At 71.0% G+C, this 25,026-nt stretch carries 25 protein-coding genes and 1 tRNA gene; 11 read left to right on the top strand and 15 right to left on the bottom strand.

Annotated elements, in window-relative coordinates:
• Positions 1 to 146 precede the first annotated feature (146 nt).
• The gene (locus AB0K35_RS10500) at positions 147 to 410 is read right to left on the bottom strand and encodes a cell division protein CrgA (RefSeq protein WP_238669715.1); all 264 of its coding nucleotides are present in this window, start codon (positions 408 to 410) and stop codon (positions 147 to 149) included.
• Between the two features lie 221 nt (positions 411 to 631).
• Between AB0K35_RS10500 and AB0K35_RS10495 the strand changes: the two genes are divergently transcribed.
• The 4 genes from AB0K35_RS10495 to AB0K35_RS10480 are packed head-to-tail and all read left to right on the top strand — an operon-like array spanning position 632 to position 4,074.
• The gene (locus tag AB0K35_RS10495) at positions 632 to 1,432 is read left to right on the top strand and encodes a DUF881 domain-containing protein (RefSeq protein WP_238669714.1); all 801 of its coding nucleotides are present in this window, start codon (positions 632 to 634) and stop codon (positions 1,430 to 1,432) included.
• Entirely contained in the window at positions 1,429 to 3,135 is a 1,707-nt protein-coding gene (locus AB0K35_RS10490) for a class E sortase (RefSeq protein WP_363884842.1), read from the top strand. Before AB0K35_RS10495 ends, AB0K35_RS10490 begins: the two co-directional genes overlap by 4 nt.
• A 4-nt stretch (positions 3,136 to 3,139) precedes the next feature.
• A complete protein-coding gene (locus AB0K35_RS10485) occupies positions 3,140 to 3,421 on the top strand; it encodes a hypothetical protein (RefSeq protein ID WP_238669712.1) in 282 nt (93 codons plus the stop codon).
• Between the two features lie 2 nt (positions 3,422 to 3,423).
• Positions 3,424 to 4,074 (top strand): aminodeoxychorismate/anthranilate synthase component II, encoded by a 651-nt coding sequence (locus AB0K35_RS10480; RefSeq protein WP_112621287.1) that lies wholly within the window; start codon positions 3,424 to 3,426, stop codon positions 4,072 to 4,074.
• A 57-nt stretch (positions 4,075 to 4,131) separates the two neighbouring features.
• Here the strand turns inward: AB0K35_RS10480 and AB0K35_RS10475 are convergent, their stop codons facing one another.
• From AB0K35_RS10475 to AB0K35_RS10440, 8 genes are read right to left on the bottom strand one after another with little or no spacing between them, the layout of a single operon-like run.
• Positions 4,132 to 4,827, bottom strand: coding sequence for an ElyC/SanA/YdcF family protein (locus AB0K35_RS10475; protein ID WP_238669711.1), 696 nt, complete (start codon positions 4,825 to 4,827; stop codon positions 4,132 to 4,134).
• A gap of 19 nt (positions 4,828 to 4,846) precedes the next feature.
• Positions 4,847 to 6,664, bottom strand: a complete 1,818-nt coding sequence (pknB, locus tag AB0K35_RS10470; RefSeq protein WP_238669710.1) for a Stk1 family PASTA domain-containing Ser/Thr kinase — start codon at positions 6,662 to 6,664, stop codon at positions 4,847 to 4,849.
• Positions 6,661 to 8,070 carry a protein kinase gene (locus tag AB0K35_RS10465; protein ID WP_363884839.1) on the bottom strand — a complete coding sequence of 470 codons (1,410 nt, stop codon included), beginning with the start codon at positions 8,068 to 8,070 and terminating at the stop codon, positions 6,661 to 6,663. The genes pknB and AB0K35_RS10465 overlap by 4 nt, the downstream gene beginning before the upstream one ends.
• A gap of 1 nt (position 8,071) precedes the next feature.
• Positions 8,072 to 9,577: a penicillin-binding protein 2 gene (locus AB0K35_RS10460; protein ID WP_238669708.1), complete on the bottom strand. Its 1,506-nt coding sequence runs from the start codon at positions 9,575 to 9,577 to the stop codon at positions 8,072 to 8,074.
• The gene (locus tag AB0K35_RS10455; RefSeq protein WP_238669707.1) at positions 9,574 to 11,067 is read right to left on the bottom strand and encodes an FtsW/RodA/SpoVE family cell cycle protein; all 1,494 of its coding nucleotides are present in this window, start codon (positions 11,065 to 11,067) and stop codon (positions 9,574 to 9,576) included. The genes AB0K35_RS10460 and AB0K35_RS10455 overlap by 4 nt, the downstream gene beginning before the upstream one ends.
• 30 nt (positions 11,068 to 11,097) lie before the next feature.
• Entirely contained in the window at positions 11,098 to 12,573 is a 1,476-nt protein-coding gene (locus tag AB0K35_RS10450) for a PP2C family serine/threonine-protein phosphatase (RefSeq protein WP_112583979.1), read from the bottom strand.
• Positions 12,570 to 13,055 carry an FHA domain-containing protein gene (locus AB0K35_RS10445; RefSeq protein ID WP_030487599.1) on the bottom strand — a complete coding sequence of 162 codons (486 nt, stop codon included), beginning with the start codon at positions 13,053 to 13,055 and terminating at the stop codon, positions 12,570 to 12,572. Before AB0K35_RS10445 ends, AB0K35_RS10450 begins: the two co-directional genes overlap by 4 nt.
• 6 nt (positions 13,056 to 13,061) lie before the next feature.
• Positions 13,062 to 13,850, bottom strand: a complete 789-nt coding sequence (locus AB0K35_RS10440; protein WP_238669705.1) for a DUF3662 and FHA domain-containing protein — start codon at positions 13,848 to 13,850, stop codon at positions 13,062 to 13,064.
• A 206-nt stretch (positions 13,851 to 14,056) separates the two neighbouring features.
• Here AB0K35_RS10440 and AB0K35_RS10435 point away from each other — a divergent pair.
• From AB0K35_RS10435 to AB0K35_RS10425, 3 genes are all read left to right on the top strand, one after another.
• Positions 14,057 to 14,142 (top strand) — tRNA-Leu (locus AB0K35_RS10435).
• Between the two features lie 64 nt (positions 14,143 to 14,206).
• Positions 14,207 to 15,322 carry an NAD-dependent epimerase/dehydratase family protein gene (locus AB0K35_RS10430; RefSeq protein ID WP_357267930.1) on the top strand — a complete coding sequence of 372 codons (1,116 nt, stop codon included), beginning with the start codon at positions 14,207 to 14,209 and terminating at the stop codon, positions 15,320 to 15,322.
• Entirely contained in the window at positions 15,319 to 16,125 is an 807-nt protein-coding gene (locus tag AB0K35_RS10425; protein ID WP_363884835.1) for a WecB/TagA/CpsF family glycosyltransferase, read from the top strand. Before AB0K35_RS10430 ends, AB0K35_RS10425 begins: the two co-directional genes overlap by 4 nt.
• 66 nt (positions 16,126 to 16,191) lie before the next feature.
• On the opposite strand, the gene AB0K35_RS10420 is transcribed toward AB0K35_RS10425, so the two are convergent.
• The gene (locus AB0K35_RS10420) at positions 16,192 to 17,748 is read right to left on the bottom strand and encodes a S8 family serine peptidase (protein ID WP_238669702.1); all 1,557 of its coding nucleotides are present in this window, start codon (positions 17,746 to 17,748) and stop codon (positions 16,192 to 16,194) included.
• Between the two features lie 217 nt (positions 17,749 to 17,965).
• Between AB0K35_RS10420 and AB0K35_RS10415 the strand changes: the two genes are divergently transcribed.
• The gene (locus AB0K35_RS10415; protein ID WP_363884833.1) at positions 17,966 to 18,565 is read left to right on the top strand and encodes a hypothetical protein; all 600 of its coding nucleotides are present in this window, start codon (positions 17,966 to 17,968) and stop codon (positions 18,563 to 18,565) included.
• Here the strand turns inward: AB0K35_RS10415 and AB0K35_RS10410 are convergent.
• The 3 genes from AB0K35_RS10410 to AB0K35_RS10400 form a co-directional block, all read right to left on the bottom strand.
• Positions 18,533 to 18,931, bottom strand: a complete 399-nt coding sequence (locus AB0K35_RS10410; RefSeq protein WP_238669700.1) for a hypothetical protein — start codon at positions 18,929 to 18,931, stop codon at positions 18,533 to 18,535. The genes AB0K35_RS10415 and AB0K35_RS10410 overlap by 33 nt on opposite strands.
• A gap of 213 nt (positions 18,932 to 19,144) precedes the next feature.
• Positions 19,145 to 19,366: a DUF397 domain-containing protein gene (locus AB0K35_RS10405; protein WP_091396369.1), complete on the bottom strand. Its 222-nt coding sequence runs from the start codon at positions 19,364 to 19,366 to the stop codon at positions 19,145 to 19,147.
• The gene (locus AB0K35_RS10400) at positions 19,336 to 20,217 is read right to left on the bottom strand and encodes a helix-turn-helix transcriptional regulator (protein ID WP_091396372.1); all 882 of its coding nucleotides are present in this window, start codon (positions 20,215 to 20,217) and stop codon (positions 19,336 to 19,338) included. The genes AB0K35_RS10405 and AB0K35_RS10400 overlap by 31 nt, the downstream gene beginning before the upstream one ends.
• Positions 20,218 to 20,843: 626 nt before the next feature.
• On the opposite strand from AB0K35_RS10400, the gene AB0K35_RS10395 reads away from it, so the two are divergent.
• Both AB0K35_RS10395 and AB0K35_RS10390 read left to right on the top strand, forming a co-directional pair.
• Complete coding sequence (locus AB0K35_RS10395) at positions 20,844 to 21,128, top strand: hypothetical protein (RefSeq protein WP_091396374.1); 285 nt, start codon at positions 20,844 to 20,846, stop codon at positions 21,126 to 21,128.
• A 98-nt stretch (positions 21,129 to 21,226) separates the two neighbouring features.
• Positions 21,227 to 21,688 carry a hypothetical protein gene (locus tag AB0K35_RS10390; RefSeq protein WP_363884831.1) on the top strand — a complete coding sequence of 154 codons (462 nt, stop codon included), beginning with the start codon at positions 21,227 to 21,229 and terminating at the stop codon, positions 21,686 to 21,688.
• Between the two features lie 7 nt (positions 21,689 to 21,695).
• Here the strand turns inward: AB0K35_RS10390 and AB0K35_RS10385 are convergent, their stop codons facing one another.
• Together AB0K35_RS10385 and AB0K35_RS10380 are read right to left on the bottom strand one after the other, a co-directional pair.
• A complete protein-coding gene (locus tag AB0K35_RS10385) occupies positions 21,696 to 22,511 on the bottom strand; it encodes a PASTA domain-containing protein (RefSeq protein WP_238669698.1) in 816 nt (271 codons plus the stop codon).
• A gap of 161 nt (positions 22,512 to 22,672) precedes the next feature.
• Positions 22,673 to 23,353, bottom strand: a complete 681-nt coding sequence (locus tag AB0K35_RS10380) for a PASTA domain-containing protein (protein WP_238669697.1) — start codon at positions 23,351 to 23,353, stop codon at positions 22,673 to 22,675.
• Between the two features lie 123 nt (positions 23,354 to 23,476).
• On the opposite strand from AB0K35_RS10380, the gene AB0K35_RS10375 reads away from it, so the two are divergent.
• The gene (locus AB0K35_RS10375; RefSeq protein ID WP_363884828.1) at positions 23,477 to 24,922 is read left to right on the top strand and encodes a hypothetical protein; all 1,446 of its coding nucleotides are present in this window, start codon (positions 23,477 to 23,479) and stop codon (positions 24,920 to 24,922) included.
• The last annotated feature ends 104 nt before the right edge of the window (positions 24,923 to 25,026 follow it).

The following is a 25,026-nucleotide window of genomic DNA, read 5'->3' as shown; positions in this document are numbered from 1 at the left end:
CCTACGCGAAGGTTACCCGGCGGTAACGTGAGTCATCTCGCAGTAGGCCGCGCTGCCTGCGCACACCATAGGGGGCCCCACCCGATCCTGCTGGGCAGGGGCTCGACGGGGTGACGTGGGACCGCCGACGCGGCGGTCTGCCCGGATCAGCGCCAGCGAGAGAGCAACGCCAGCGAAGCGACCATCGCACCGAAGCCGACGGCGAGGTTCCAGTAACCCCACGCCATGACCGGGTACTCCTGCTCGGACAGGTAGTAGAGAACCAGCCAGCCGATCCCGACGACGATCAAGGCGACCGCGGTGATCGGCAACCACACCGGGCTAGGCTTGCGCGACGACGCCGTCGTCGTCGGACGAACGTCCGTCGGCGGGGTGTACACCTTCTTCTTACGGACCTGAGACTTGGGCACGGCGCTCTCCAGAGGGGTGACGACCTCGTCCGGCCTGACAACCGGGCGCGGGGGCGACGGTCCATGGCCAATAATGTTCGAGAGCTAGCGTAGTCCCGATTGGCCGCCTGGACCACGAATGGGGTCAGGCCGGTGCACGGAGTGACCGAAAGAGGCGGGACTGTTCGCATCACCGGCCCAGCCGGCACGGACCGATCCCCGACACGCGGAAGGAACGCTCGGTGGAGTACACATCCGGCGCAACCTCCTGGCAGAAGGTCCTCCGACGGGCCGCCGCCGGGCTGCTGCCCCGGCGACCGCGCCAACGCCGTCCGGGCTGGTCGATCGGGGTGCCACTGATCGCCGCAGCGGCCGGGTTGCTCTTCACCACCACCGCGACCACCGCAGGCGGCACCGCTCTCCGGGAGGACCGGCGACCCCAGCTCAACCAGCTCATCGAGGACCGCCGCGAACAGGTCGCCGCCAGCGAGCGCCGCGCCGCCACACTGCGTGGCGAGGTCGAACAACGGACCAACACGCTGGCCGGCTCGGACGCGCCGATCAAGGCTCAGCAGAATCGCGCCCAGGGCAGCCTCCAGAACGCCGGGTTCACCGCCCTCAGCGGGCCCGGGGTCACCGTCGAGCTGAACGACGCGCCCCAGCTCGACCAGACGCAGTCGGACGCCAGCAACGACGACCTGGTGGTGCATCAGGGGGACGTGCAGGCGGTGGTCAACGCGCTCTGGGCCGGCGGAGCGGAGGCCATGTCAATCATGAATGTCCGCGTGCTCACCACCAGCGCGGTACGCTGCGTCGGTAACACCCTGCTACTGCACGGCCGGGTGTACTCCCCACCGTTCAAGATCGTAGCGATCGGCGATCCCGCTGCCCTCCAGCAGGCCCTCGCCAGCTCTCAGGGAGTCCGGTTGTTCAAGGACGCGGTCGACGACTACCAGCTTGGCTACAACGAGACGGCCTCCACGGTGCGAGTTCCCGCATTTGAGGACTCCACCGCCCTGCGCTCGGCTACGGTGCCCAAGTGAGCGGGCCGGACGAGCAACGCGACGGGCGACACCGGGACCAGACCGACGAGCCGACCGCCTTTCTGCCCAAGTTCGACAGGCCCGAGCCGGCACCGGGCCGACCGACCCCGGCCAGCAACTGGCCCGAGCCGGTGCTGCAACCGCCACGAGCCGAGCAGCAACCGCCAACCCAGCAGCAGCCGCCGAGCGCGACCCGACCCGAGCCGAACGGGACCCCGGGCCGCCCGGGTGCCGAAGCGCCGCCGCCCTGGCCGGGCAGCGCAGCCGCCCGGCCAGGCTCACACGGCGGTCCTGCGGTTCCCCCCGCGACCACCCCCGACCGACCACCCGCCAGCAACCAGGGCCCGGTTCGGCCCGCTGCCCCAGGCAACGCCCCGACCCGACCCCCCGCACCCAGCGCCTCGTCCACCCGACCGACCGCGCCGGGTGCCGCACCGACCCGACCGCCGACCACCGGCAACCCGCCAGGTGCCGCACCGACCCGCCCGGCCACACCCGGCGGGATGCCGATGCCGACCCGGCCGGCGGCCTCCGGCACACCGAGCCGGCCTGTCTCCTCCGGGCCCTCGACGCCGCCGCTGGCCGACTCGCCGACCGCGTACATTCCGCAGGTCACCGCTCGGCCCGGCCGACCCACCGGCTCCCCGGCCGCACCGGTCTCCCCGGCCGCCCCCGACCGCGTCGCAGCGGCCGGACCGGAAGGCTTCCCGCCGAGCGGGCCGAATCGGGTCCCGCCGACCGGGCCGAGCCGGGTCCCGCCGAGCGCTGGCGGGGATCGCGGCGACGATCCGGCCGCCACCGCGTTGATTCCGGCCGTGCCCGCCACTCCTGCCAGCAGGCCGCCGACCATGGACTCGACCGCGTTGATGGGTGCCGTCCCCCGCACCGCCGTCCCGGATGAACCGGCCGGCGCCAACTCCGCCGAACCTCCCCAACCCCGACGCGGCGAGCGGGTGGTGCAACTCCGGCCGCACCAGACCGGCGAGGGCTACAAGAGCGTCTACTCCGAGCTGACCCGTCCGTCGTTCGGTTCGCGACTGCGCACCGGGGTCCGCGTCACCGGCGAAATCCTGATCACCTTCGGCCTGGTGGTCCTGCTCTTCGCCGGCTACGAGGTCTGGGGCAAGTCGGCGATCGTCGACGCCCACCAGAACGACCTCAACAACGAGTTGGCCCAGGCCTGGGGTCCCACCGACGACCCGACTGTCGCCCCGTCGGTGGGCCCGAGCGTCAAACCCTCCCCACCGGTACGCGGAAAGCCTCTCGCGGGCCTCTACATCCCCAAGCTCGACAAGAACTGGGTCGTCGTCGAGGGCGTCACCCAGCAGGACATCCGCTTCGCCCCCGGCCACTACCCGACCAGCGCGCTCCCCGGCCAGGTGGGCAACTTCTCCGTCGCCGGCCACCGCAACCGGGCCACCTTCTGGCGGCTCGACGAGCTGGACGAGGGCGACCCGATCGTGGTCGAGAGCAAGACCGACTGGTACGTCTACCGGGTGTCGCAGTCCCGCATCGTCCGGCCGACCCAGGTCGAGGTGGTGGCGCCGGTGCCCGGCGAGCCGAACAAGAAGGCAACCAAGCGGATGCTCACCCTCACCACGTGCAACCCGAAGTTCGACAACTACCAGCGCCTGATCATCCACGCCGAACTGGACCGCACCCAACCCAAGTCCGCGGGCCGTCCGGCGGAGCTGGGAGGCTGACCCGGTGTACGCGTTCATCTGGCGCAAGCTGCCGTTCGGCGTGGTCGGAAAGCTGACCGGCTCGGTGCTCCTGGTGGCCGCCACGGTGGCTCTGCTGTGGTACGTCGCCTTCCCATGGGCCGAGCCCCTGCTGCCCTTCGACGACGTGCAGGTCGAGTCCGGCGTACCCGCCGAGACTGGTGGCGGCGGCGATCCGGTGACCGGGGAGACCCCGGCCGGCGACGATCACGAACTGCCGTACGACACCGACCAGAACAACCCCGCGCCCCCCTCCCCGAGCAGGTGACCATGCGCGTCCTGGTGATCGACAACTACGACTCCTTCGTCTTCAACCTGGTGCAGTATCTGGGCCAGCTCGGCGTGGACTGCGAGGTCCGTCGCAACGACGAGATCGACGTCGCCGAGGTGGGCACTGTTGGCGCGGACGGCATCCTGCTGTCGCCCGGTCCGGGCAGCCCGGATCGGGCCGGCATCTGCCTGGACGTCATCCGGGAGTACGCGGGCCAGCTGCCGATCTTCGGCGTCTGCCTCGGTCACCAGGCGATCGGCGAGGCCTTCGGGGCGACAGTGACGCGCGCCCCCGAGCTGCTGCACGGCAAGACCTCCGAGGTACGACACCACTCGGTCGGCGTACTCGCCGGTCTGCCCGACCCGTTCACCGCCACCCGGTACCACTCGCTCGCCGTGCTGCCCGAGACGCTCCCCGACGAGCTGGAGGTCACCGGCTGGACCGGCTCCGGCGTGGTGATGGCGATGCGGCACCGGACGCTGCCCATCGAGGGCGTCCAGTTCCACCCGGAGTCGGTGCTCACCGAGGGCGGTCACCTGATGCTGGCCAACTGGCTGGCCAGTTGCGGTCACCCCGAGGCGCTGGAGCGGGCACCCGCGCTGGCCGCCGAGGTGGACGCGCGTCGTCTGGCGGCCTTCGCCACCACCTGAGGGGGCCGGACCGTCAGGGCTCAGGCACCCTGACGTCGGGAGCCGGTGCCGGTCGGGTCAGCCACGCAGCGCGTCCTGGACAGCGGAATTCGCAGGCGAACGCACCGCGGGCGGTCGGTCGCGCACCGCATCCCACGCCGCTTTGCCACTGGCGAAGTAGTCCCGAGCCGACTTCTCGGCGAGCAGGGCGGCACCGCAACCATCGCAGCGGGCGGTCACCCCGTCGGCGTCGACGCCGAGCTGCCGGCACAGCGTCACCGCCCGCGACAGGTGGTACGACTGGGTGACGATCAGGGCCCGCTCGACGCCGTACACCTCCCTCGCTCTCGCGCAGCTGTCGTAGGTGTCCAGGCCGAACGGGTCGGCCACCACCCGACGCCTGTCGACGCCGCGCTCGGCGAGGTAGTTCGCCATCACCGCCGGTTCGTCGCCTGACGCGCCTCCGCCGTCGCCCGACACGAGGACGACAGTGGCCCGCCCGCTGTTCACCAATTCGGCGGCGGTGTCCAGGCGGCCGGCGAGACGATCCCCCGGTCGCTGCCGATCGGGTGCCACTTCGGTGCCGAGGACGATCACCACGTCGGCGGCCGGCGCGTCGGCGACGGCGTACAGGTGGCCGCGTGCGGCGAGCGTCGTCCACAGCCACGGGGAGCTGGCCAGCACCAGGACGACGAGGCCCGCGACGGCCAGCCGGCGAAGGTGTCGGGGCCACCGCCGCACCGGCCCGACCGCCGACGATTCAGCCTCGGTCATGCCGATGCCCGGAGGTGGCCTAGTCCTGGGGCCGGCCCGGCGGAGGCGGGATCGGCAGACCGATGCCGCCCCCACCGCCGGGAGTGGTCGGCGTGCCCGTCGGCGTGGTCGTCGGCGTCCCTGTGGGCGTCGGGTCGGTTTCCGGCTCCGGCTGACTCACCTTGATGGTCACCCTCGTGCCGGTGGGCTTCTTCTCCTTGCCGTTCGGGCTCTGGTCGGTGACCTTCCCCGCCTGGTCGGCGGGAACCTCCGGCCCGTCCTGCACGACGACAGTGAAGCCGGCGTTCCGGAGGACGCGGGTGGCCTCCTCCTGGCTCAACCCGACGACGTCCGGCACCTCGCGGACCTTGCCGTTCGAGACAGTGAGCGTGACCTTCGTGCCCTCGGGGACGCTCTCGCCCTCGGGCGGCTCGACCTTCAGTACCTCGTCCTGGCTCGCCTCGTCGTTCACCGTGTTGATGTCGTACTTGAGCTTCGCCTCGGTGAGCCGGGCGATAGCGCTCTCCCGCTTGCTGCCCTTGAGCCCGGCGGGAACGCGCACCTCGGGCTTCCCACCACAGATCTGAATGGTGACAGTGCCGTTCTGCTTCACCTGGGTGGTCGGCAGCGGGTTCTGCTGAACGACAGTGCCCTCGGTGCAGTCACTTGCCAGCACCGGGTCACCCACCTGTGCGGACAGACCGGCTTTCTGGATCTCGGCGATCGCCACGTCCCGGGTCTTGCCGGTGAGGGTGGGCACCGACTTCAGGTCGTTGCCCTTCTGCTGGCTCCAGAGCAGTGCGGCGACCAGGGCGATCACCGCCAGTACGCCGACCGCGCTGAACATCGCTATCAGCCAGGAGGACGCCTTGCGCTGGCGGGGGTCGCCCACCCGGGCCGGGATCTGCCCGGTCTGCGGCCCACGGCCGGAAGGCGGATAGCCGCCCCCACCGCCGGCCGGGGCCATCGCCACCGTCTCCGCCTCGCGCAGCACAGGTGTGGCCAGCACGGGCCGGCCGGCGGCGGCGCGGAGCAGGTCGGCCCGCATCTCGCCAGCACTCTGATAGCGGTTGAGCGGGTTCTTCGACAGCGCCTTGAGCACTATCGCGTCGACGGCCGGGGTGACGTCCGGGTTGATGTCGCTCGGCGTCGGCGGCGTCTCCCGTACGTGCTGGTACGCGACGCTGACCGGGCTGTCCCCGACGAACGGCGGGTGCCCGCAGACCAACTCGAAGAGCACGCAGCCAGCCGCGTACACGTCGGAGCGGGCGTCGACGGCCTCGCCGCGTGCCTGCTCCGGTGAAAGATACTGGGCCGTGCCGATGACCGCGCTGGTCTGGGTCATCGTGGTCGCGCCGCTGGCCAGCGCCCGAGCGATGCCGAAGTCCATCACCTTGACCTGGCCGGTCTGGGTGAGCATCACGTTGCCGGGCTTGATGTCCCGGTGGATGATCCCGTGCCGGTGGCTGAACTCCAGTGCGGCGCACATGTCGGCGCAGATCTCCAGCGCACGGCGCGGTTGCAGTCGCCCCTCGGCGCCGAGGACCTCCTTCAAGGTCCGCCCATTGACGAACTCCATGACGATGAACGGCAGCGTCTCACCGGTCGGCGCAGTCTCCTCGCCGGTGTCGTAGACCGCCACGATGGCCGGGTGGTTGAGCGAGGCGGCGTTCTGCGCCTCCCGGCGGAACCGCATCTGGAACGTCGCGTCCCGGGCGAGGTCGGTGCGGAGCATCTTGATCGCGACGTCCCGACCGAGCCGGAGATCGCGACCACGGTGCACCTCGGCCATGCCGCCATAGCCGAGCAGCTCGCCGACCTGGTACCTGCCACCGAGCAGGCGGGCCTGCGCTGTCATCGCGTCTGTCGTCCTTCGCTCGTCGTCGCCCCGCCGTCGCCCGGCTGGAGTCGTACCTCCCGACGGTACGACGTCCGGGTCGGATCGTCGCGCCCGTCGAGTCGTAGCGCGCCGGACGTCACGGTGCGCGGCGCCAGCCCGGCGGATACACCGGCCTGCGACTGCTTCCGCAGGTTGTAGGAAATCACGCCAGAGCAGAGCAGGACCAGCACGGCCAGCAGGATGGCGAGGAGCACCATTCCAGGCCGGGACCGCTGGGGCTGCGGTGACGGTGTCGCCGGGCCGGCCTGCCGGACGTACGCCGGCGGGTGTTCCTGCCGGGGTGGCCCGGACGGCACCGCTGCCGCACCGCGCGGGTAGCCGTTCGGTGCGCCAGGTGTCCGGACGGGCTGGACGGCCGGCGTGACGGCGGTGGGGCGTGGCTGTTGGGCGGGTGCGATCGCTGTCGGCCTCGCTCCGGCCACCGGTGGGCGGGCAGTCGGCGGACGCATCTGGTGTGCCTGCGGCACCTGGGCCCGACCGGGCGCGGCGGGTGAGGCGGGCGCCGCGGAGACCGGCCCGGAGTTGCCGGCGGCCCGGGCCTGCTGGGAGAGCGCGGCCTTGAGTTGACGGGCGACCCCGGCGAGTGCGGCGGCGCTCGGCCAGCGGGCGGCCGGATCCTTCGCCAACGCCCGTTCGACAAGGGCGCGCACCTGCGGGGGGATGTCGGCCGGCAGTGGCCGTGGCGTCTCCCGGACGTGCCGCATCGCGATGTCGAGGGGGTTGTCGCCCTCGAACGGCCGCCGACCGGCCAGGCACTGGTAGGCGACCACGCCGAGGGCGTACACGTCGGACGCCGGGGTGGCCACGCCGCCGGTGGCCTGCTCCGGCGAGATGTACGAGGCGGTGCCGAGCACCGAACCGGCGGCGGTGAGCTGGCCGACCATGTCGGAGCGGGCGATGCCGAAGTCGGTGAGCACCAGCGTGCCGTTGGGCCGGACCAGCAGGTTGCCCGGCTTGACGTCGCGGTGCACGATGCCCTTCTCGTGCGCGGCGTGCAGCGCGTCGGCGGCCTGCGCGACGAGGGCCATCGTCCGCGCCGGGGTGAGCCGGCCGACCCGGCTCAACGTGGACGACAGGGCGTCACCCTCGACGTACTCCATGACCAGGAAGGCGATCTGCTGGTCGTTGCCGAAGTCGTAGACGTCCACCACGCCGGGGTGGTTGATGGTGGCCATCGTGCGGGCCTCGTGGCGGAACCGCTCACCGAAGTCGGGGTCGTCGAGCAGGGCGGGGAGCAGGCTCTTCACCGCGACCGTCCGGCCGAGCACCTGGTCGGTGCCGCGCCAGACGTCGCCCATGCCGCCGCTGGCGATCCGCTCGTCGAGACGGTATCGGTTGCCGAGCTGCACGCCGGGGCTGAGCATGTCAGCGACCCCCTGGGTCGGCGATGGCGGCCCGCATGATCTGACCGGCGATCCGAGCGGCTTCGCCACTACCACCGGGGCCGGCCTGCTCCAGCACCACGCAGACCGCGGAGACCGGGTTGCCGTTCTTGTCCAGGGCGAAGCCGATGAACCAGCCGTGGTCGGGCCGGTCCGGGGCGGACTGGGCGGTGCCTGTCTTGCCGCCGACCGTGTAGCCGTTGATCGCGGCCTTCCGCCCGGTGCCGTTCTGGACCACACTGACCATCATCTCGCGCAGGTCGGCGGCGACCGGCGGCTCGACGGGCTGGCGCAGCTCCCGCGCCTTTGCCGTGTAGTAGCTGGTGGTCCGGTCCGGCGCGAGCAGCTGCCGCACCAGGTACGGCCGCATCTGGCTGCCGTTGTTGGCGATCGAGCCGGCGATCATGGCGCCTTCGAGCGGGGTCATCCGAACGTTGTTCTGGCCGATCGAGGACTGGGCCAGCGCGGCCGGGTCGGTGCTGCCGTCCTGGTTCTGCATGGTCCCGGTCCGGCTGGCCGCCGTGGGCAGGCCGCCCTCGCCTAGCTGGCCGACGGTCAGGTCCTCCTGCTCGAAACCGAACTGCCGGGCCTTCTCCTTGAGGGTCTCCGCGCCAAGCCGCACACCGAGCTGGGCGAAGCCGGTGTTGCACGATTCGGTGACCGCCTCCAGAAGGGTGACCTGCCGGGTCGGGCAGATCGACGGATCGGCGTTGCGGATCGGGGTGCCCGAGGTGGGCGCGGTGTAGCTGGAACCGGCCGGGATCTGGGTGGTCTTGGTGACGCCGTTCTCCAGCGCCGCCGCAGCCACCACGATCTTGAAGGTGGAACCCGGCGGCAGCGTCTCGCCAAGCGCGCGATTCTTCAGCGGCTCATCCGGGTCCTTCTCCAGCTTGTTGTACGCCGCCGCTGCCTCGTTGGTGTCGTGGCTGGCCAGCGGATTCGGATCGAAGCTCGGCATGGAGACCAGCGCCTGAATGGCACCGGTACGCGGGTCGACGGCGATCGCCGCGCCCCGCTTCGCACCGACCTCGTTGTTGCGCAACTGGTCGTACGCCACGTCCTGGGCCCGCTTGGAGAGCGTGAGCAGCACGTTGCCGCCACCGGTGTCGTCGCCGGTGAACATGTCCTTCAACCGGTCGCCGATCAGCTGGTCGCTGGTGCCGGCCAGGAAGTCGTTCTCCACCTGCTCGATGCCCTGGTCGGCCAGGTTGACCGGCTTGTAGCCGAGCACATGGGCGTACTTGGCGCCGCTGGGATAGGTGCGCAGGAACTTCAGGTTGCCGGTGGTCTCCTTGCTCGTGGCCACCGCCGTGCCGCCAGCCTCGATGTTGCCGCGCTTACGGTCGTACTCGGCGACCTGGACCCGACCGTTGTAGTCGCTGGTCCGGTATTCATCCGCCTTGTATGCCTGGATCCAGTTGAGGTTGGCGAAGAGCAGACCGAACAGGACCATGACGACGACGCCAACGCGGCGCAGGGGTGCGTTCACGGCTTGATCACCTCCGTGGGAGCACCGTGCAGCTGCTCGGGCGGGCCACCGCTGGGACGGGCCGCCTTGCCGCCGCCTCCTCCGGTCACCGGTCGGCGGGCGCCGTCGGAGACCCGCAGCAGCACCGCGATGAGCAGCCAGTTGGCCATCAGCGACGACCCGCCGGCGGACAGGAACGGGGTGGTCTGACCGGTCAGCGGAATGAGCTTGCTGATCCCGCCGACGATCACGAAGACCTGGAGACCGAGGGTGAACGCGAGACCGCCGGCGAGCAGCTTGCCGAACGAGTCCCGTACCGCGAGTGCCGCGCGCAGCCCGCGCTCCACGATGAGCAGGTAGACGACGAGCAGCGCGGAGAGGCCGAACAGGCCGATCTCCTCACCGATGCCGGCGAAGATGAAGTCGTTCTGCACCTCGGGCAGGATCTCCGGCTGACCGCCGCCCGGCCCGGCGCCGAAGAGGCCGCCCGTGCCCAGGGCCAGCAGGCCCTGCACGAGTTGGTAGCCCTTGTTCGTCGGGTCGGCGAACGGGTCGAGCCAGATCTCCGCCCGCACGTAGAAGTTGGCGAACGGCCCGCCGACAGTCGAGCCGAGGACGTAGGCGAGGTACGCGCCGCCGAAGAAGAGGACCAGGCCGATCAGCAGCCAGCTGACCCGTTCGGTGGCGATGTAGAGCGTCACCACGAACATGCCGAAGTAGAGCAGCGAGGTGCCCAGGTCCTTCTCGAACACCAGCACCAGGACGCTGATCAGCCAGACGCCGACCACCGGCCCGAGGTCACGGCCACGCGGGAAGTCGATGCCGAGGAAGCGCCGGCTGGCCAGCGACAGCACCTCACGCTTGCGGACCAGGTAGTAGGCGAAGAAGACCAGCAGCGCCAACTTGGCGAACTCACCCGGCTGGATGGAGAAGCTGCCGACCCGGACCCACAGCTTCGCGCCGTTGATCTCGGAGATACTCGACGGCAGCACCGCCGGGATCATCACCAGCACGATGCCGGCCAACCCCAGGGTGTACGCGTACCGCGAGATCGACCGGTGGTCACGCATGATCGCGAGCAGGCCGGCGGCGAGGATCACCGCACCGAGCGTCCAGGCCAGCTGACGTCCGCCCTGCCCCGCGAAGACTGCCAGGCTCTCCCGCTCGGCCACCGGGGCGTCGCCCAGGTCGATCCGGCGCAGGAAGCCCACCCCGAGCCCGTTGAGCAGGGCCACCGCAGGCAACAGCGCCGGATCGGCGAACGGGGCGAGGAACCGGATGACCAGGTGCAGGCCGAGGAAGACCGCGCCGAGCGCGGCGGCCGGCATCCAGAAGTCCGAGGTGACCGTGTCCAGCAGGTTCGCCTCGACGGTCGCCCCGTACGCGGCCACCAGCACCATCGCGAGCAACAGCAGGTACAGCTCGGCGTTGCGGCGCGACCGCGCCAGGCGTACGCCGGATTGCTCGCCCGCGGTGGCGGGCGAGGGTGCCGGTGTGGCCGCTACGGTCACGGGTGGAGTCCTCAGGATCTCAGCCGACGCTCACTCAGGAGACCGGCAGCCGGCCGGGTCGAGCGCCGGCGTGGCCGAGTCGGAGGGCGTGACGTCGGGTGTGGTGGTCGCGCCGGCCCCACCGAGTGCAGTGGTGGCACCGGCGGTCGGGCTTGCGCTGACAACCCCGTTGGGGGTCGGCGACGCGTTGGCGCTCGGGCTGCCGTTCGGGGTCGGCGTCGAGCCGACCGGGGTCGGCGTCGGCGTCGGCGTGTTGACCCCGGCGGCGGTCGGGTCGAGCGGGCAGAGCGGCTTCAGGTTGGGGTTGCTCGGCGTGTCGCTGGTCAGCTCGGCGAGCTGACGCTCGGCGTCCGGCTCACTCTTGGCTCGGATGCCGACCTTGACGGTGTCCTGCGCGGCGACAGTGAGGTCGTCCAGGCGGGTGCCGCTGCGGCGGTGCACGCTGGACAGATCCATCCCGGCGATCTGACCCTGGACACCGCGGAAGACGGCAACCTGGCCCTCTTCGGTGGCTCCCACGTAGTACTGCCGCTGGGTGTACGTCCAACCACCGAACGCCGCACCGCCGACGATCACCAGCAGGGCCAGCGCCATGGCGGCGGTCCGGACCGGGCGTCGCTTCGGCCGGTCGGCGTCATCGTCGGAGGCCGCCGGTTCCTCGGGGGCGGCCGGACGCGGCGCGGAAAGCGCCGAGGCTCGGGCCGCCGGAGTCGAGTCGTCGGCGGAGGTCGCCATGCCCCGGTCCCGGGCGGCGGCGCCGCCCACGATCGGGGTCGCCTCGACGATGTCCTGGTCCGTGGCGTCGGCGATGATCACCGTGATGTTGTCCGGCCCACCGCCGCGCAGCGCGAGCTGCACGAGCCGCTCGACGCACTGCTGCGGGTCGGTGTACTCCCGCAGGGTCTCGCCGATGGTTTCGGCGCTGACCACACCGGACAGGCCGTCGCTGCAGATCAGGTACCGGTCGCCGGGCATGACCTGGCGGACCGAGTATTCCGGATCGATGTCCCGACCGTCGAGGGCACGGGTGAGCAGCGACCGCTGCGGGTGACTGCTCGCCTCCTCGGCGCTGATGCGGCCTTCGTCGACCAGCATCTGGACGTAGGTGTCGTCCTTGGTGATCTGCGCGAACTCGCCATTGCGCAGCAGGTAGGCCCGCGAGTCGCCAATGTGGACCATGCCCAGCTTGCTGCCGGTGAAGAGGGTCGCCGTCAGCGTGGTGCCCATCCCCTCCAGCTGTGGGTTGGCGTCCACCGTGTCGCGGAGTTGTTGGTTGGCGGTGCCCACTGCCGAACGCAACGCATCGACGAGAGCGTCCCCCGGGACGTCCTCGTCGAGCGGCGCCATGGCACCGATGACGATGTTGCTGGCGACGTCACCGGCGGCCATACCGCCCATGCCGTCGGCAACGGCGAGTAACCGCGGCCCGGCGTAGACGGAGTCTTGATTGCCGTCTCGGATCAGACCGCGGTCGCTGTGGGCCGCATAGCGCAGGGTCAGAGTCATGGCCGTAATTCGAGGGAAGTGCGGCCGATCCGGATCGGCACGCCGAGGGGGACGGGGGTTGGTCCGGAGACCTTAGCGCGATCGAGGTACGTGCCGTTAGTCGAGCCGAGGTCCTCGACGTACCACTGCCCCTCACGCGGCACGAGCCGGGCGTGTCGCGCGGAGGCGTAGTCGTCGGTGATGACCAGGGTGGAGTCCTCAGCCCGACCGATGGTGATCTGCGCTTCACCGAGAGTGATTTTGGTGCCGGCCAGCTGACCGGCCGTCACCACCAGCTGGTGCGCCGCTCTGCCCCGCTTCACCTTCGCTGGCTTGGCCGCCTGCCCCGTCGAGGCGCCCACCGCGCGTGGCGCGGCCACCAGACGACCCGACCGGGCGCCCGCGAAGAGGTCCCGGCGGATCACGCCGACCACAGTGAACACGAAGATCCACAGCAGGATCAGGAACCCGAACCGGGCAACGGTGATGACCAGTTCCGGCAAGGCGGGTCAGCCGTCCACGCGGAAGGTCAGCGTCGTCGTCCCGAGCTGGACCATGTCACCGGGGTTGAGCGCGACGGCGGAGACCCGCTGCCCGTTCACCATGGTGCCGTTGGTCGAGCCCAGGTCGGTCAACACGACCTGGCCCCCGTCGAAATCCAGCCGGGCGTGTCGCCGGGAGATGCCGACGTCGGGCAGACGCAGGTTGGCCTGGTCGCCGCGTCCGATCACCGTCGACCCCATCTGGAGGGGGTAGGTGCGACCGTCGCCGGAGACCAGCCGCACGTTGCGACCGCCACCGTGCCCGGGCGGCGGGCCGTAGCCACCGCCCTGGTCGTACGCGGGGTAGGCGGGCGGGCCGGCGTCATAGCCGGGCGCCGACACCGGGGCGACCTCGCCGCCGGTGTAGACCTCGGCCGTGACACGGAACATGCCCGTGTCCAGACCCTCGCCTCGCTCGATCTCGACGATCACGTCGCCGTAGACCGTCCACGCCTGCTCGCCGATGAACTCCGCCTGCGACTGGGCCAACTCCTGGGCCAGCGCGGCGGCGTACGGCGCCAGCCGGGTGTGGTCGAACGGCGAGAGATCGATCACGTAGCGGTTGGGCACCAACGTGCGCCCACCGGCCAGGATCGCCTTGTGCGCCTCGGCCTCCCGCTGCATGGCGTTGAGGATCTCCACGGGGTGGACCACCCCTTTGAAGACCTTGGCGAAGGCCCCTTCGACCAGGCCTTCCAGACGCTTCTCGAAGCGTTGCAGCACGCTCACCGGCTCCTCCTCGGGTCCCGAGGACATGATGGTATCCGGCCGGCGCGCGCGCAGCTCACACGCCGCTCGGCCGGCTGGTCTCGACCCGTTCGGAAGGGCCGGGACTGTCGTGCTAATCTTTCGTCCGCCACGAACGGTAATCGCTCGTGGCGAGCGTCAGGGACAGCGTAGTATTCCCGAGGCCCGTTGGAGACGGCGGGGCCGGGCGGCTAGAGTGTTCCGGGTTGTGCCACGGGGATGTGGCGGAATGGCAGACGCGCACGGTTCAGGTCCGTGTGCCCGAAAGGGCGTGGGGGTTCAACTCCCCCCATCCCCACCACCGACGAGGGCTCCGCTTCATGCGGGGCCCTTCCGTCATATCGGGGCGTGCTGGACGTCACGCTATGCTCCGATGGATTCTGCCTCCAATGGACCAGGAGTGGCGTGTGAGTGTCGCGTTGGTGACAGGGTCGGGTGGTCTGATCGGCTCCGAAGCGGTTCGGCATTTCGCCGGCCTCGGTCTGGATGTCGTCGGCATCGACAACGACATGCGCCGGTACTTCTTCGGCGAGGACGGCTCCACCTCGTGGAGCCTGGAACGGCTCGGCCGTGACCTGGGTAACGCGTACACCCACTTCGCGGTGGACATCCGGGACCGGGACGGCCTGGAGCAGGTGTTCAAGAAGTACGGCAAGGACATTGCCGTGGTGATCCACAGCGCCGCCCAGCCGAGCCATGACTGGGCAGCCAAGGAGCCGTACACGGACTTCGACGTGAACGCCGGCGGCACGCTCAACATCCTGGAGAACACCCGCCGGCACGCCATCGACGCGCCGTTCATCCACTGCTCGACCAACAAGGTGTACGGCGACCGGCCCAACAGCCTGCCGCTCATCGAGTTGGAGACCCGGTACGAGCTGCCCGAGGACCACCGCTGGTACCAGGGCATCACCGAAGAGATGTCGATCGACCACTCGCTGCACTCGGTCTTCGGCGCCTCCAAGGTCGCCGCGGACGTGATGGTCCAGGAGTACGGGCGCTACTTCGACATGAAGACCGCCTGCTTCCGGGGCGGCACGCTGACCGGCCCGGCGCACTCGGCGGCCGAGCTGCACGGGTTCCTGGCCTATCTGATGCGCTGCGTCATGGAGGGCCGGACGTACAACCTCTTCGGTTACAAGGGCAAGATGGTCCGGGACGCGATCCACTCGCACGACGTGCTGACCGCGTTCGAGGCGTTCTTCCGGGCCCCGCGATCCGCCGAGGTCTACAACCTCGGTGGCGGCCGGCACTCCAACACCTCGCACATCGAGGCGTTCCGGATCGCTGAGGAGATCACCGGCCGCGAGGCGCGGATCAACTACGTCGAGCAGAACCGCACCGGCGACCACCAGTGGTACGTCAGCAGCATGGCCCGGTTCGAGGCGCAGTATCCGGACTGGAAGATCACTTACGACGTGCCGATGATCCTGCGGGAGATCTACGAGGCCAACGTGGACAAGTGGGTGGCCCAGCCATGAGCGCCCGGACGAAGCGCAACGTGCTCGGCGTCCTCGTCGACGCCACCGACTACGCCACGGCGACCGATGCGGTGGTGACAGCGGCACACGAGCGGCGTCCCCTCGCGCTGACCGCGTTGGCGGTGCACGGTGTGATGACCGGGGTGCTCGACCCTGCGCACAACGCGCGGCTCAACTCCTTCGACGTGGTCACGCCGGACGGGCAGCCGGTGCGGTGGGCGCTCAACCTGCTGCACCACGCCGGGCTCAGCGACAGGGTGTACGGGCCGACCCTGACCCTGCACGTGCTGTCGAGCTTCGCCGACGAAGGGCTGCCGGTCTACCTGTACGGCTCGACCGAGGAGACCCTCGCCCGGTTGATCCCGGCCCTGGAGCGGATGTTCCCGGCGCTGAAGATCGCCGGGGTGGAGCCGTCCAAGTTCCGTGCCGTCCAACCCGGTGAGGACGCCGAGATCGCCGACCGGATCCGGTCCAGTGGCGCCCGGTTGGTGCTGGTCGGGCTCGGCTGCCCGCGCCAGGAGGTCTTCGCGTACGCCATGCGGCCGCTGCTCGACATGCCGCTGATGGCGGTCGGCGCGGCCTTCGACTACCACGCCGGGCTGCTGCGTCAGCCCCCGCCGTGGATGCAGCGCGCCGGTCTTGAGTGGTTCTGGCGTCTCGGTCTGGAGCCGAAGCGGCTCTGGCGTCGCTACGTCATCCTCAACCCGGCCTACCTGAGCCGGCTCGCCGCGCAGAAGATCGGCCTGTGGAAGGCCCGCCCGCCGGCCCCGGCCACCGAGCGACCGGCCACCTTCTCGGTCTGAGCCCGATCTGTACGACGCGAGGCCCCACCCGGCGTGCCGGGTGGGGCCTCGGTCGTCAGGGACCGGTCAGACGGTCAGGGTCCAGGTGTTGATGTAGCCGGTGTCGGCCGAGTAGGTGTCCCGCACCTGGAGTCGCCAGATGCCGTCGGCGGCCTCACCTGACACGTTGACCGTGTAGGTGGCGTTCACGTTGTCGGCGCTGTCCGAGGTGCTGCTGTTCTTCAGCCGGTACGAGCTGCCGTCCGGGGCGAGCAGGTCGATGACCAGATCACCGCGGTAGGTGTGCACGATGTTCACCGCCACTGTGGAGGTCGAGGAGGCGTTACGACCGCAGCCGGAGATGGTGATCGAGCTGGTCACCGCCGAGCCGGCGTCCGGAATCGACACGTCGGTGCCGTTGGTGCCGGTGCAGCCGGTGGGCGGCGGCGGGGTGCTGCCGGTGCCCACGTAGAGCAGCAGGTTCGGCGAGCCCGAGCCGGGGTTGCTCACCACGTTGGGCGTGGCGTTGGCCACCAGTTGGTTGCGGACCTGAGCCGGGGTCCAGCTCGGGTTGGCGCTGGCCACCAGGGCCGCCGCTCCGACCACGTGCGGGGTGGCCATCGAGGTGCCGCTGATCGTGTTGGTGGCGGTGTTGCTGTTGTACCAGGCCGAGGTGATCGACGAGCCGGGGGCGAAGATGTCCAGGCAGGTGCCGACGTTGGAGAACGACGACCGGGCGTCCGAGCTGGTCGTCGAGCCCACGGTGATGGCTTCGGTGGTACGCGCCGGCGAGGTGTTGCAGGCGTTCGCGCCGTTGTCGTTGCCGGCCGCCAGGCCGTACGTGACACCCGAGGCGATCGAGTTGCGGACGGCGTTGTCCAGTGAGCTGTTCGCGCCGCCGCCGAGGCTCATGTTCGCCACCGCCGGCTTGATCGCGTTCGCGGTGACCCAGTCGACGCCGCCGATCACACCGGCGTTGGTGCCACTGCCGGAGCAGTTCAGCACCCGTACGCCGACGAGCTGGACGCCCTTGGCCACCCCGTACGTGGACCCGCCGACAGTGCCGGCCACGTGCGTGCCGTGCCCGTTGCAGTCGTCGGCCGACCCGCCGTCCACGGCGTCGTAGCCGGAGGTGGCCCGGCCGCCGAAGTCGTTGTGGGAGAACCGGATGCCGGTGTCGATGATGTAGGCGTGCACGTTGCTCGCCGTGTTCGGGTAGGTGTAGGAGCTGTCCAACGGCAGGTTGCGCTGGTCGATCCGGTCGAGGCCCCAGGAGGGCGGGTTGGCCTGCGTGCCGGAGATCGAGACGGTGTGGTTCTGCTCGACGTACGCCACAGCCGGGTCGGCCGCGATCCGCGCCGCCGCGCTCGCGTTCACGGTGACCTCGAAGCCGCGCAGCGCCGCGCCGTAGGTGCGGGCCACAGTGCCGCCGTGGCGGCCGGAGAGCCGCTTCGCGGTGTCGCCGACCCGGTCCCGGGCAACCGCGCTGTCCTTGAGTACGACGATGTAGCTGTCCGGCACGGCGGTGGCTCCGCCGGCGGCCCGAACCACACCCACGGGTTCGGCGGCCAGGGCCGGGGTACCGACGGCCAGCACTGTCGCCGCGGCCACCCCGATCAGTACGGACCTTCGTGGAAGACCCATTTCCTACCTCCCTCTGACCGGCAGTGGAACGTGACCACCGGTCCCAACATCAATCGACACTCGCCGATCTAGCTGAGGGTAAGTCAGCCGTCGGGCAGTTGAACATGTCGAAACGGCCATAACCTTGAAGTGATGACCCCCTACGGGCCCGGCGTCCGGGGCGAACGGGGGACGCGCCCGGATTCGCCTCACCGGGATTCGGGAAAGACTCTCGAACATGGAGAGTCAGCTCACCATCCTGCTCCCGGTTGCCGCCGTCTGGCTGGCCGCCGGCGTCGTTGCCGACGGCCTTCCCCGGCTGCGCAACACCCGCATGCTGCGTCGGCGTACCGGATGGTTGCTGGTGCTGGCCCTCAGCGGCGTTGCGCTCACCGCGGCCGTGCTCGGCGGCGGACTGCTCAGCGCCGGCACCGAGCCGGTCGACCGGGCCGCCGCCGGGCTCACCCTGGCCGCCGGCCCGGCGCTCGTGGCGACTGTCTGCTCGGTACGACGGATCCGCCGGCTGTGGGCCGGCGCGGGCGCGTTCGCCAGTGCCCCCGCCACTCCCGCGCCACATGGGCTGCGCGCCGCAGCGGCCCACCCGCTCGTCGGGCTGCCGCTACAGGTCACCGCCCTGGCCACGGTGCCGGCGTTGATCGCCGCCGCCGGCACCGACCTCGGAGCCGACCCCGGCGTCACCGGGCCGGCGATCACAGTGGGTGCGCTCGCGGTGATCGCCATCGGGGTCCGGCACGCACTGCGGCACAACCGCTTCGCGGAGCGGGCCCAGCCCGCCGTCGCACTGTCAACGCGGGCGGCTGGCGCTCTGCACGTATAGCAGTTCCAGGATCGACCTGGTCGCCTCGAACCAGCGGTCCAGCCAGTCCTGCGAGGGCACGGTGCCCTTCGGCGGCAATTCCATCAGCAGGCCACGCAGCAACGGGTGGTCCGCCAGGGACTCGGGCCGCTCCATCGGCCAGCCCGTCGGCGGGAACGACGGCTCGATCAGCGGGTTCGGGTCCAGTGAGGGCAGCGATAGCGGAGGATCCGTCGTCTCGGAAGCACCCTCCCGCCCGCTCAACTCCTGGTCGGTCGAGACCACCTCGGTCAGAACCGTGTCCCGACGAGCGCCGCGGTACTTGCCACCGAACCGCTCCGGCTTCGCCGGACCGGTGGTGAGGTTGTCTGAACCGATCGTCGTCATCCGTCTCGCCTACTCGCTCGGTTGCGGGTCGGTGCGGCTGGTCGTCGACCAGTGCCGTACCGACCGGTTCAACGAGACGGGGACGCTCTGGCGACGGGAATCCCGACGGAACCTCGCCGGTCACTGCCGCGCCGCGACAGTCGGCCGCGCCAACCGCGGCGACGACACAGTCCCCGTCCGGCGAACCGGACGGGGACTGTGTTGACCAGTCGGTCAGACCGCGCCGAACACACCACCCCGGGTGCCGGCGACGAAGGAGTGCCAGTCACCCGGTGCGAAGACCAGGGCGGGGCCCGCCTTGTCCTTCGAGTCCCGCACTCCGACCGCCCCCGTCACGTACGCCACCTCCACGCAGTTGTCACAGTTCGGCCCGCTCTTCGAGCTCTTGAACCATGCTGCCTGCGTCAGGTCCACGGGGAACCCTTTGGTCGCCATTTCCACAACGGCTCCTCTGCCAGTTTTGCGATGTGTGCGACGGACTCCTCCGGACGTATGGCCGCAGCGCGGATGTGATCGAAGATGAAGCTGTACTTCTGTAGTTCGTCGCTCTTCTCGAGGAAGAGCCCACCCGTGGCGTTCTCCGCGTACACAACATCCGGATCACCGGGCTCAGGGAAGCTGAGGATCGTGAACGTGCCGTCCATGCCGGCATGCGCACCCACCTCGAAGGGCAGGATCTGCAGCGTCACGTTCGGCAACTCGGCCACCTCAACCAACCGCTTGAGTTGGCCGCGCATCACCTCGTCCCCGCCCACCGGCCGACTTACCACCGCCTCATCGAGCACCACCCACAGATCGACCGGATCGTCCTGGGTCAATAACGACTGACGGCCCAAACGGACACGCACTCTTTGATGCACCTGGTCGGCGGTGAAGTCCGGCCGAGCCGCACGGATCATGGCCCCGGCGTACTCCTCGGTCTCCAGAAGACCCGGAACGACCTGCTGTTCGTACGCCCGGATCGAACTGGCCGCCGCCTCCAGACCGACGTAAGCGCCGACGAGCACCGTGCTGTAGGGGTGCCACCAGCCCTTCTGGCGGGCCTCCCGGGCGATCTGCACGAGCTCGTCGCTCTCGGCGCCGACCACGCCGTAGATCCGCAGCATGTCCCGCACGTCGCGCGGGGTGGCGGTGGTGTGCCCGGTCTCGATCCGGGAGACCTTCGACGCCGAGCACTCCAACTGTTCGGCGACCACCTCGATGGTGATCCCGGCGGACTCCCGCTGGCGACGCAGCTCGGCCCCGAGCCGTCGCCGTCTGATGGTGGGACTGCGCCGCTCACTCATCGCGCAACCCGTGAGTCACTGGTCCCCGCCGCTGGCTGCTCGACCCCACTCGGGCTACCTCCGGTAACGCGCCACTGGGTGACACCCGCCGGGGGCGCGACCGTCGACCGGCGAGCGTTCGCGACGAAGGGGGTGGTGCCGGTCCTCGGCCGGCCGCGACGGGCGAAACCGGCCCCCAGTCTGCCGCCCGGACGCGGATGGCTTCAATAGGCCTTTCGCGCGACACGCTCACGTATCGGCAAAAGTCGACGTGCAACTTGCATGAAGCACGTCCCTGATGCACTCTGTCCGTATGGCACGGATCACTCAGCGTCTCCGTTCGGTCCCTCGCAGTGGTGACCCCACCGCCGCGGGGAAGCCGGGCACGGCGCGGGCCCGGCCGACGACAACGCGACCTGCTCCGGGGTAAGGACCCCGCCGCTGCAAGCCGGCAAGCTGCGGCGGCGGGCGCGGTTCCCGGAAGCAACCGGGTGGTGGTCGGGTGGCGGCACGTCACCAGCGGGGTACGGCCCGACCACCGCCATCCGCACCACCGGTCCACGAGGCACGACCCCGTCACCGGCCGAGACGTCCCCCGTTCAGGCACCGCCGGCGCGACCGCCGGCCGATCCTCCCCAGGAGCCCATGTGCTTCCCCGCACCGGTGACGTACTGCACGTGACACGCGCGGCGAGTGTCCAGTTCCTCAGGCCGATCAAGTTCCGGGTGATCCGGGTGCTCGACTGGCCGACCTATGACGGCTGGCTCTGGCTCGACGGCTACGAGTTGAACGCCGCGGGCGACGCTGTCACCCGACGGTCGATCTTCGTCCAGCGGGAAGGGCTGCAGCAACTGCAGGCCGCCCCCGAACCCCGCCCGCACACCGTGCGGGCCCGCCGCCCGGTCGCGCGTACCCCGCTCCGGGTGGGCTGACCGACCCGAACCGCCGCCGGTGGGCGTGCAGTCGCCATAGAATTGGTACGCCCACCCCGGCACCGTTCCACCCGCTCGTCCAGGACCCTGACCCTGGGATGGTCATGGTCAATCAGCCCGCCCTGCGGCGGCACCACCGCTCCCGTATCGCCTACGCCTTCGGACTCCTCGCCCTCCTCGGGGCGATGGCGGCACTCCTGGTCCTCGTCCGCGACCCGGCGATGTCGTCCACCCGGCTGACCGCACCGGTGCCCGCACCGGAGATCACCGTGCTCGACTCGGACCCGCCGACGGGCGACGGTCAGTCGGTCTACGAGGAACCTGGCTGGATCGACACCGGCTCCCCGGCCGACCAGGCTGGTGGCGCCGACCCGACCGGGCCGGTGTCCGGCCTGGGTGCCGGCGGCCAGTCCGACGGCCGTCAGGAACTCACCGAGGCCGCTCCGGCAGGGCACAGCGCCACCGACATCCGCCGCTCCCTCTTCTGGTCCGGCATCTTCGGCCTCGCCATCTCGCTGGCCGGCATCGGCCTCGTCGGCACCCGCCGCCGGATGTGGTGACCAGCGGTCACGGCGTGCTCGTCACCGTGGGGCTCGGTGTGGTCGGGCTCGCCCCGGTCGGCGGCTCGGCCTGCGAGATGATCAACAACACCTCGTCGTCGGTCGACACCGACGTGCCCGCCTCCGGCTCGGTGCCCACCACCGTCCCCGGTGGCAGCTCCGACGGGCGGTACACCACCCGGTAGGCCAGGCCGAGCCGAGCCAACAACCCTTCGGCGGTGGCCTGCGGCAGGCCGGCGAGCGGTGGCACCGGCAGCTCGTCCGGCGCGTCAGTGGTCGGCGAACTGCTCGGCGACTCACTGGTGGGCGTCGCCGATGTCGGGGCTGCGCTGGTCGGCACGGCGCTGGGGGCACTGGTCGGCGGAGGCGACGGGGTGGGCCCACGCTCGTCCCGGTCGTCATCCTGCTGGGCGAGCACCACCCACAGCGCGCCCCCGAGCAGGCCGGCGAGCAGCAGCGCCAGTACGCCCCAGAGGATCGGCGACCACCACCGCCGACCACCCTGCTCCTCGACGTACCACTCACCGCCGGCGTCATCCGGTCGCGGCGAGCGCACCTCGGCCCGACCGGACCAGGCCGGTGGTATCGGCGCCGTCCGGTCGGCCTGCGGACCCGGCCGGGTGCCGGCGGACCGGTCGATCGGCATGGTCTGGTCGGGCGACAGATCGGGACGAGCCGGAACAGTCCGATCGATCGGTGCCGTCTCGTCCGGTCCGTCGGCGGCGGACCCGGTCGGGGCCGGCCGATCAGCGGCGGAGGGCAGCGGTCGGGTCCGGTCGTCGTCGTGATCGTCGGCGGGAGGCTCCTGGCGGTCGTCGCTCATCGCACGTCCTTTCCCGAACCCGGACGGGCGTCATGGCCCTCGACCGCCAACCTAGTCGCCCACACCGCCATCAGCGGGGATCAGCGTGCCGAGCCGCGCCGGCCGTTGGCGGGACAGTGCGGCGGGCAGGGGCCGGTAGGCTCGAACCCGCCGGCCTGGAATCAGGGCGTGGGTTTCGCGGTCGGCTGGCCGTCGGAGCCACACCAGATGCTGACCTGGTCGTTCCACCGGGCCGGGCCGTCCTCGGCGGGCTCCTGCCGGCTGACCTTTCCAGTACGTCCGCTGAGGTAACGCGGGTAGAGGCCCTCGTCGACCAACTCGTCGGCGGCGTCGGCGCAACTCTTGCCGACCACGTCCGGCACCTCGGCGGCCGGTGCCGGCCCGGCGACCTGTAGTTGCACAGTCGTCCCCCGGACGACCTCGGTGCCCACGTCCGGTGTGGTGCTCTCGACAGTACGGCCGACGCCACCACCGAAGACCAGCCGCCAACCCAGCCGCTGCTTGCGCAGCGTCTCCCGGGCCTGCTCGAAGTCGTCGCCGATCACCGGCGGCACGGTCAGGCCAGCCCCCTTGGTCGAGGTGGCGGAGGTCTGGACCGCCGACGGTGTCGGCCGCCCGGTGCTCGGTCGGGGTGCGGTGGCCCGGGTGGTCGACGCGCCAGCAGTGGTCGCGACGGCCAGCGGATCACCAGAGGGTGCGTCGTCCTCGCCGGCCAGCAACCAACCGCCGGTCGCACCCACGGCGGCGAGCAGCACCGCCGCCAACCCACCACCGAGCACGACGCTGGCCCGGCCCGCACCGCCACCGGCGGCATTCTGCTGGCCCGTGTTCGTATCCGTCATAACGCCCACCGCCTCATCACCGGCGACCGTACCGCCCGCCGCCCAACCCGCCCGCACCGGCGGTCCACACCGGCGGGTCTTTGCGACTCGCCGCGCCGACGACGGGACGTTACGCTGCCCGGCATGGCCAGACAGGGCTGGGGAGTATCGATCGCGACGGCGATCGGGGTCGCTGCCGGCGCGGGTGCCGCACAACTGGGCTTCGGCTACGGGCTCGGCGTCATCACCTGGACGCCGACCGATGCCGGTGCGACAGACACAGCCTGGGCGGACGGCCTCGCCTGGGCCACCTGGCTCGCCGCCAGCTCGACGGTCCTCGGCGCGGTCTGCGCGCAGCGGCTGCACCAACGCAACGCCCCCGCGAAGACAGTGATCGCTCCGGAAACGTCGCCCGGCGATGGTGCCCGCCACGAGGGCCCACAGCTCGACGACCGGAGGCCGGAGCACGAGAGCCCGGTTGACGGGCCCTCACCGGCCGTCGACACCGCCCGCCCGGAGGTGGCGGGCACGCCACCACCGGCGGCCGAGCCGCCGGTCCACGATCGCAATGGCCTGCTGCGCCGGGTGGCCCTGGCGCTTGGCGCCGGGCTGGGTGGGCTGGTCACGGTGCTGTTGATCGCGGTACCCGCGCGGGTCGCTACCGGCGCGGACACCGGCGCTCCGCAACGGACGGCCGCCGTGCAGGCGACACTGGGCATCCTGATCGGCGTCCTCGTCGCGATCTGGGCGCTTCGCTCCCGCGCCGCCGCTGTCAACGTGACCGTGACGGCCGCCTGGCTCTGGCTGCTCGCGGTGATCTCCGTGATCGACGGGGTACGCGTCGGACGAGGTCTGACCGGCGCGCAACTCGGTACCTGGCAGTTCGACCCGGACCACGCCCGGTACTGGATCGGGGGCCAGCTCTACTGGCCCGGCGCGCTGCTGGCACTGGTGCCCGCGCTGCTGATCGGCGTACTGGCCGCCCGGCGGTCCGCCCGCTCGGTCGGGCACCGCGTGGGTGCGGCGGCCTCCGGCGCTGCGGGTCCGGTGCTCGTTGCGCTCGCCTACCTGACCACCCTGCCGCACTGGTCGACGCTGGGCCCCGCGCAGCTGTCCACCCAGCTGATCGCCCCGTACGCGGTGATCGCCGGTATCGGCGGCTCGGTGCTGGCCGCCCGCCTCGGCGAGCGAAGTGAACGGAACCACGCGGCCGAGCAGAGCCGCCCCGCCGATCGGGGTGCGGTCACTCGGGACGCGGCGGCCGACCCGGCCCCGATCGCCGAGACCGAGCCCACGCCGCCGGTCTCCGGCTCGGCTGCCACAACCTCAGCGTCAACCGCCAGCACCGCGGCCTCGACGGCCAGCACCCCAGCGTCGACGGCCGGCACCGCAGCGCGGCGCAGGAGGGCCGACGCCGCACCGCAGGCACCCAGGGCAGGCTCACTGCCCGGCGAGGCCACCGCCGCACCGCACGTGCCGGCCCCCCGTACGGACCCAGACCGTCCCACCGAAGCAGCAGCGGAGGACCCGGCCCCCGACAGCCGGCGCACCCGAGCCTCCCGCCGCACCACCCGCCCCACCACCAACTAACCCACCCCCACCCCCACCCCCACCCCACCCACCCCCAGGGCCGACCCCGACCCTGTTGATCATGAAGTTATTGCCACCCCGACCGGCGTGTCGAGGCCTTAACT

The sequence above is a fragment of the Micromonospora sp. NPDC053740 genome (genome assembly GCF_040677775.1).
Classification (GTDB): Bacteria; Actinomycetota; Actinomycetes; order Mycobacteriales; family Micromonosporaceae; genus Micromonospora; species Micromonospora alfalfae.
This window is presented reverse-complemented; position numbering and strand designations above follow the sequence as displayed.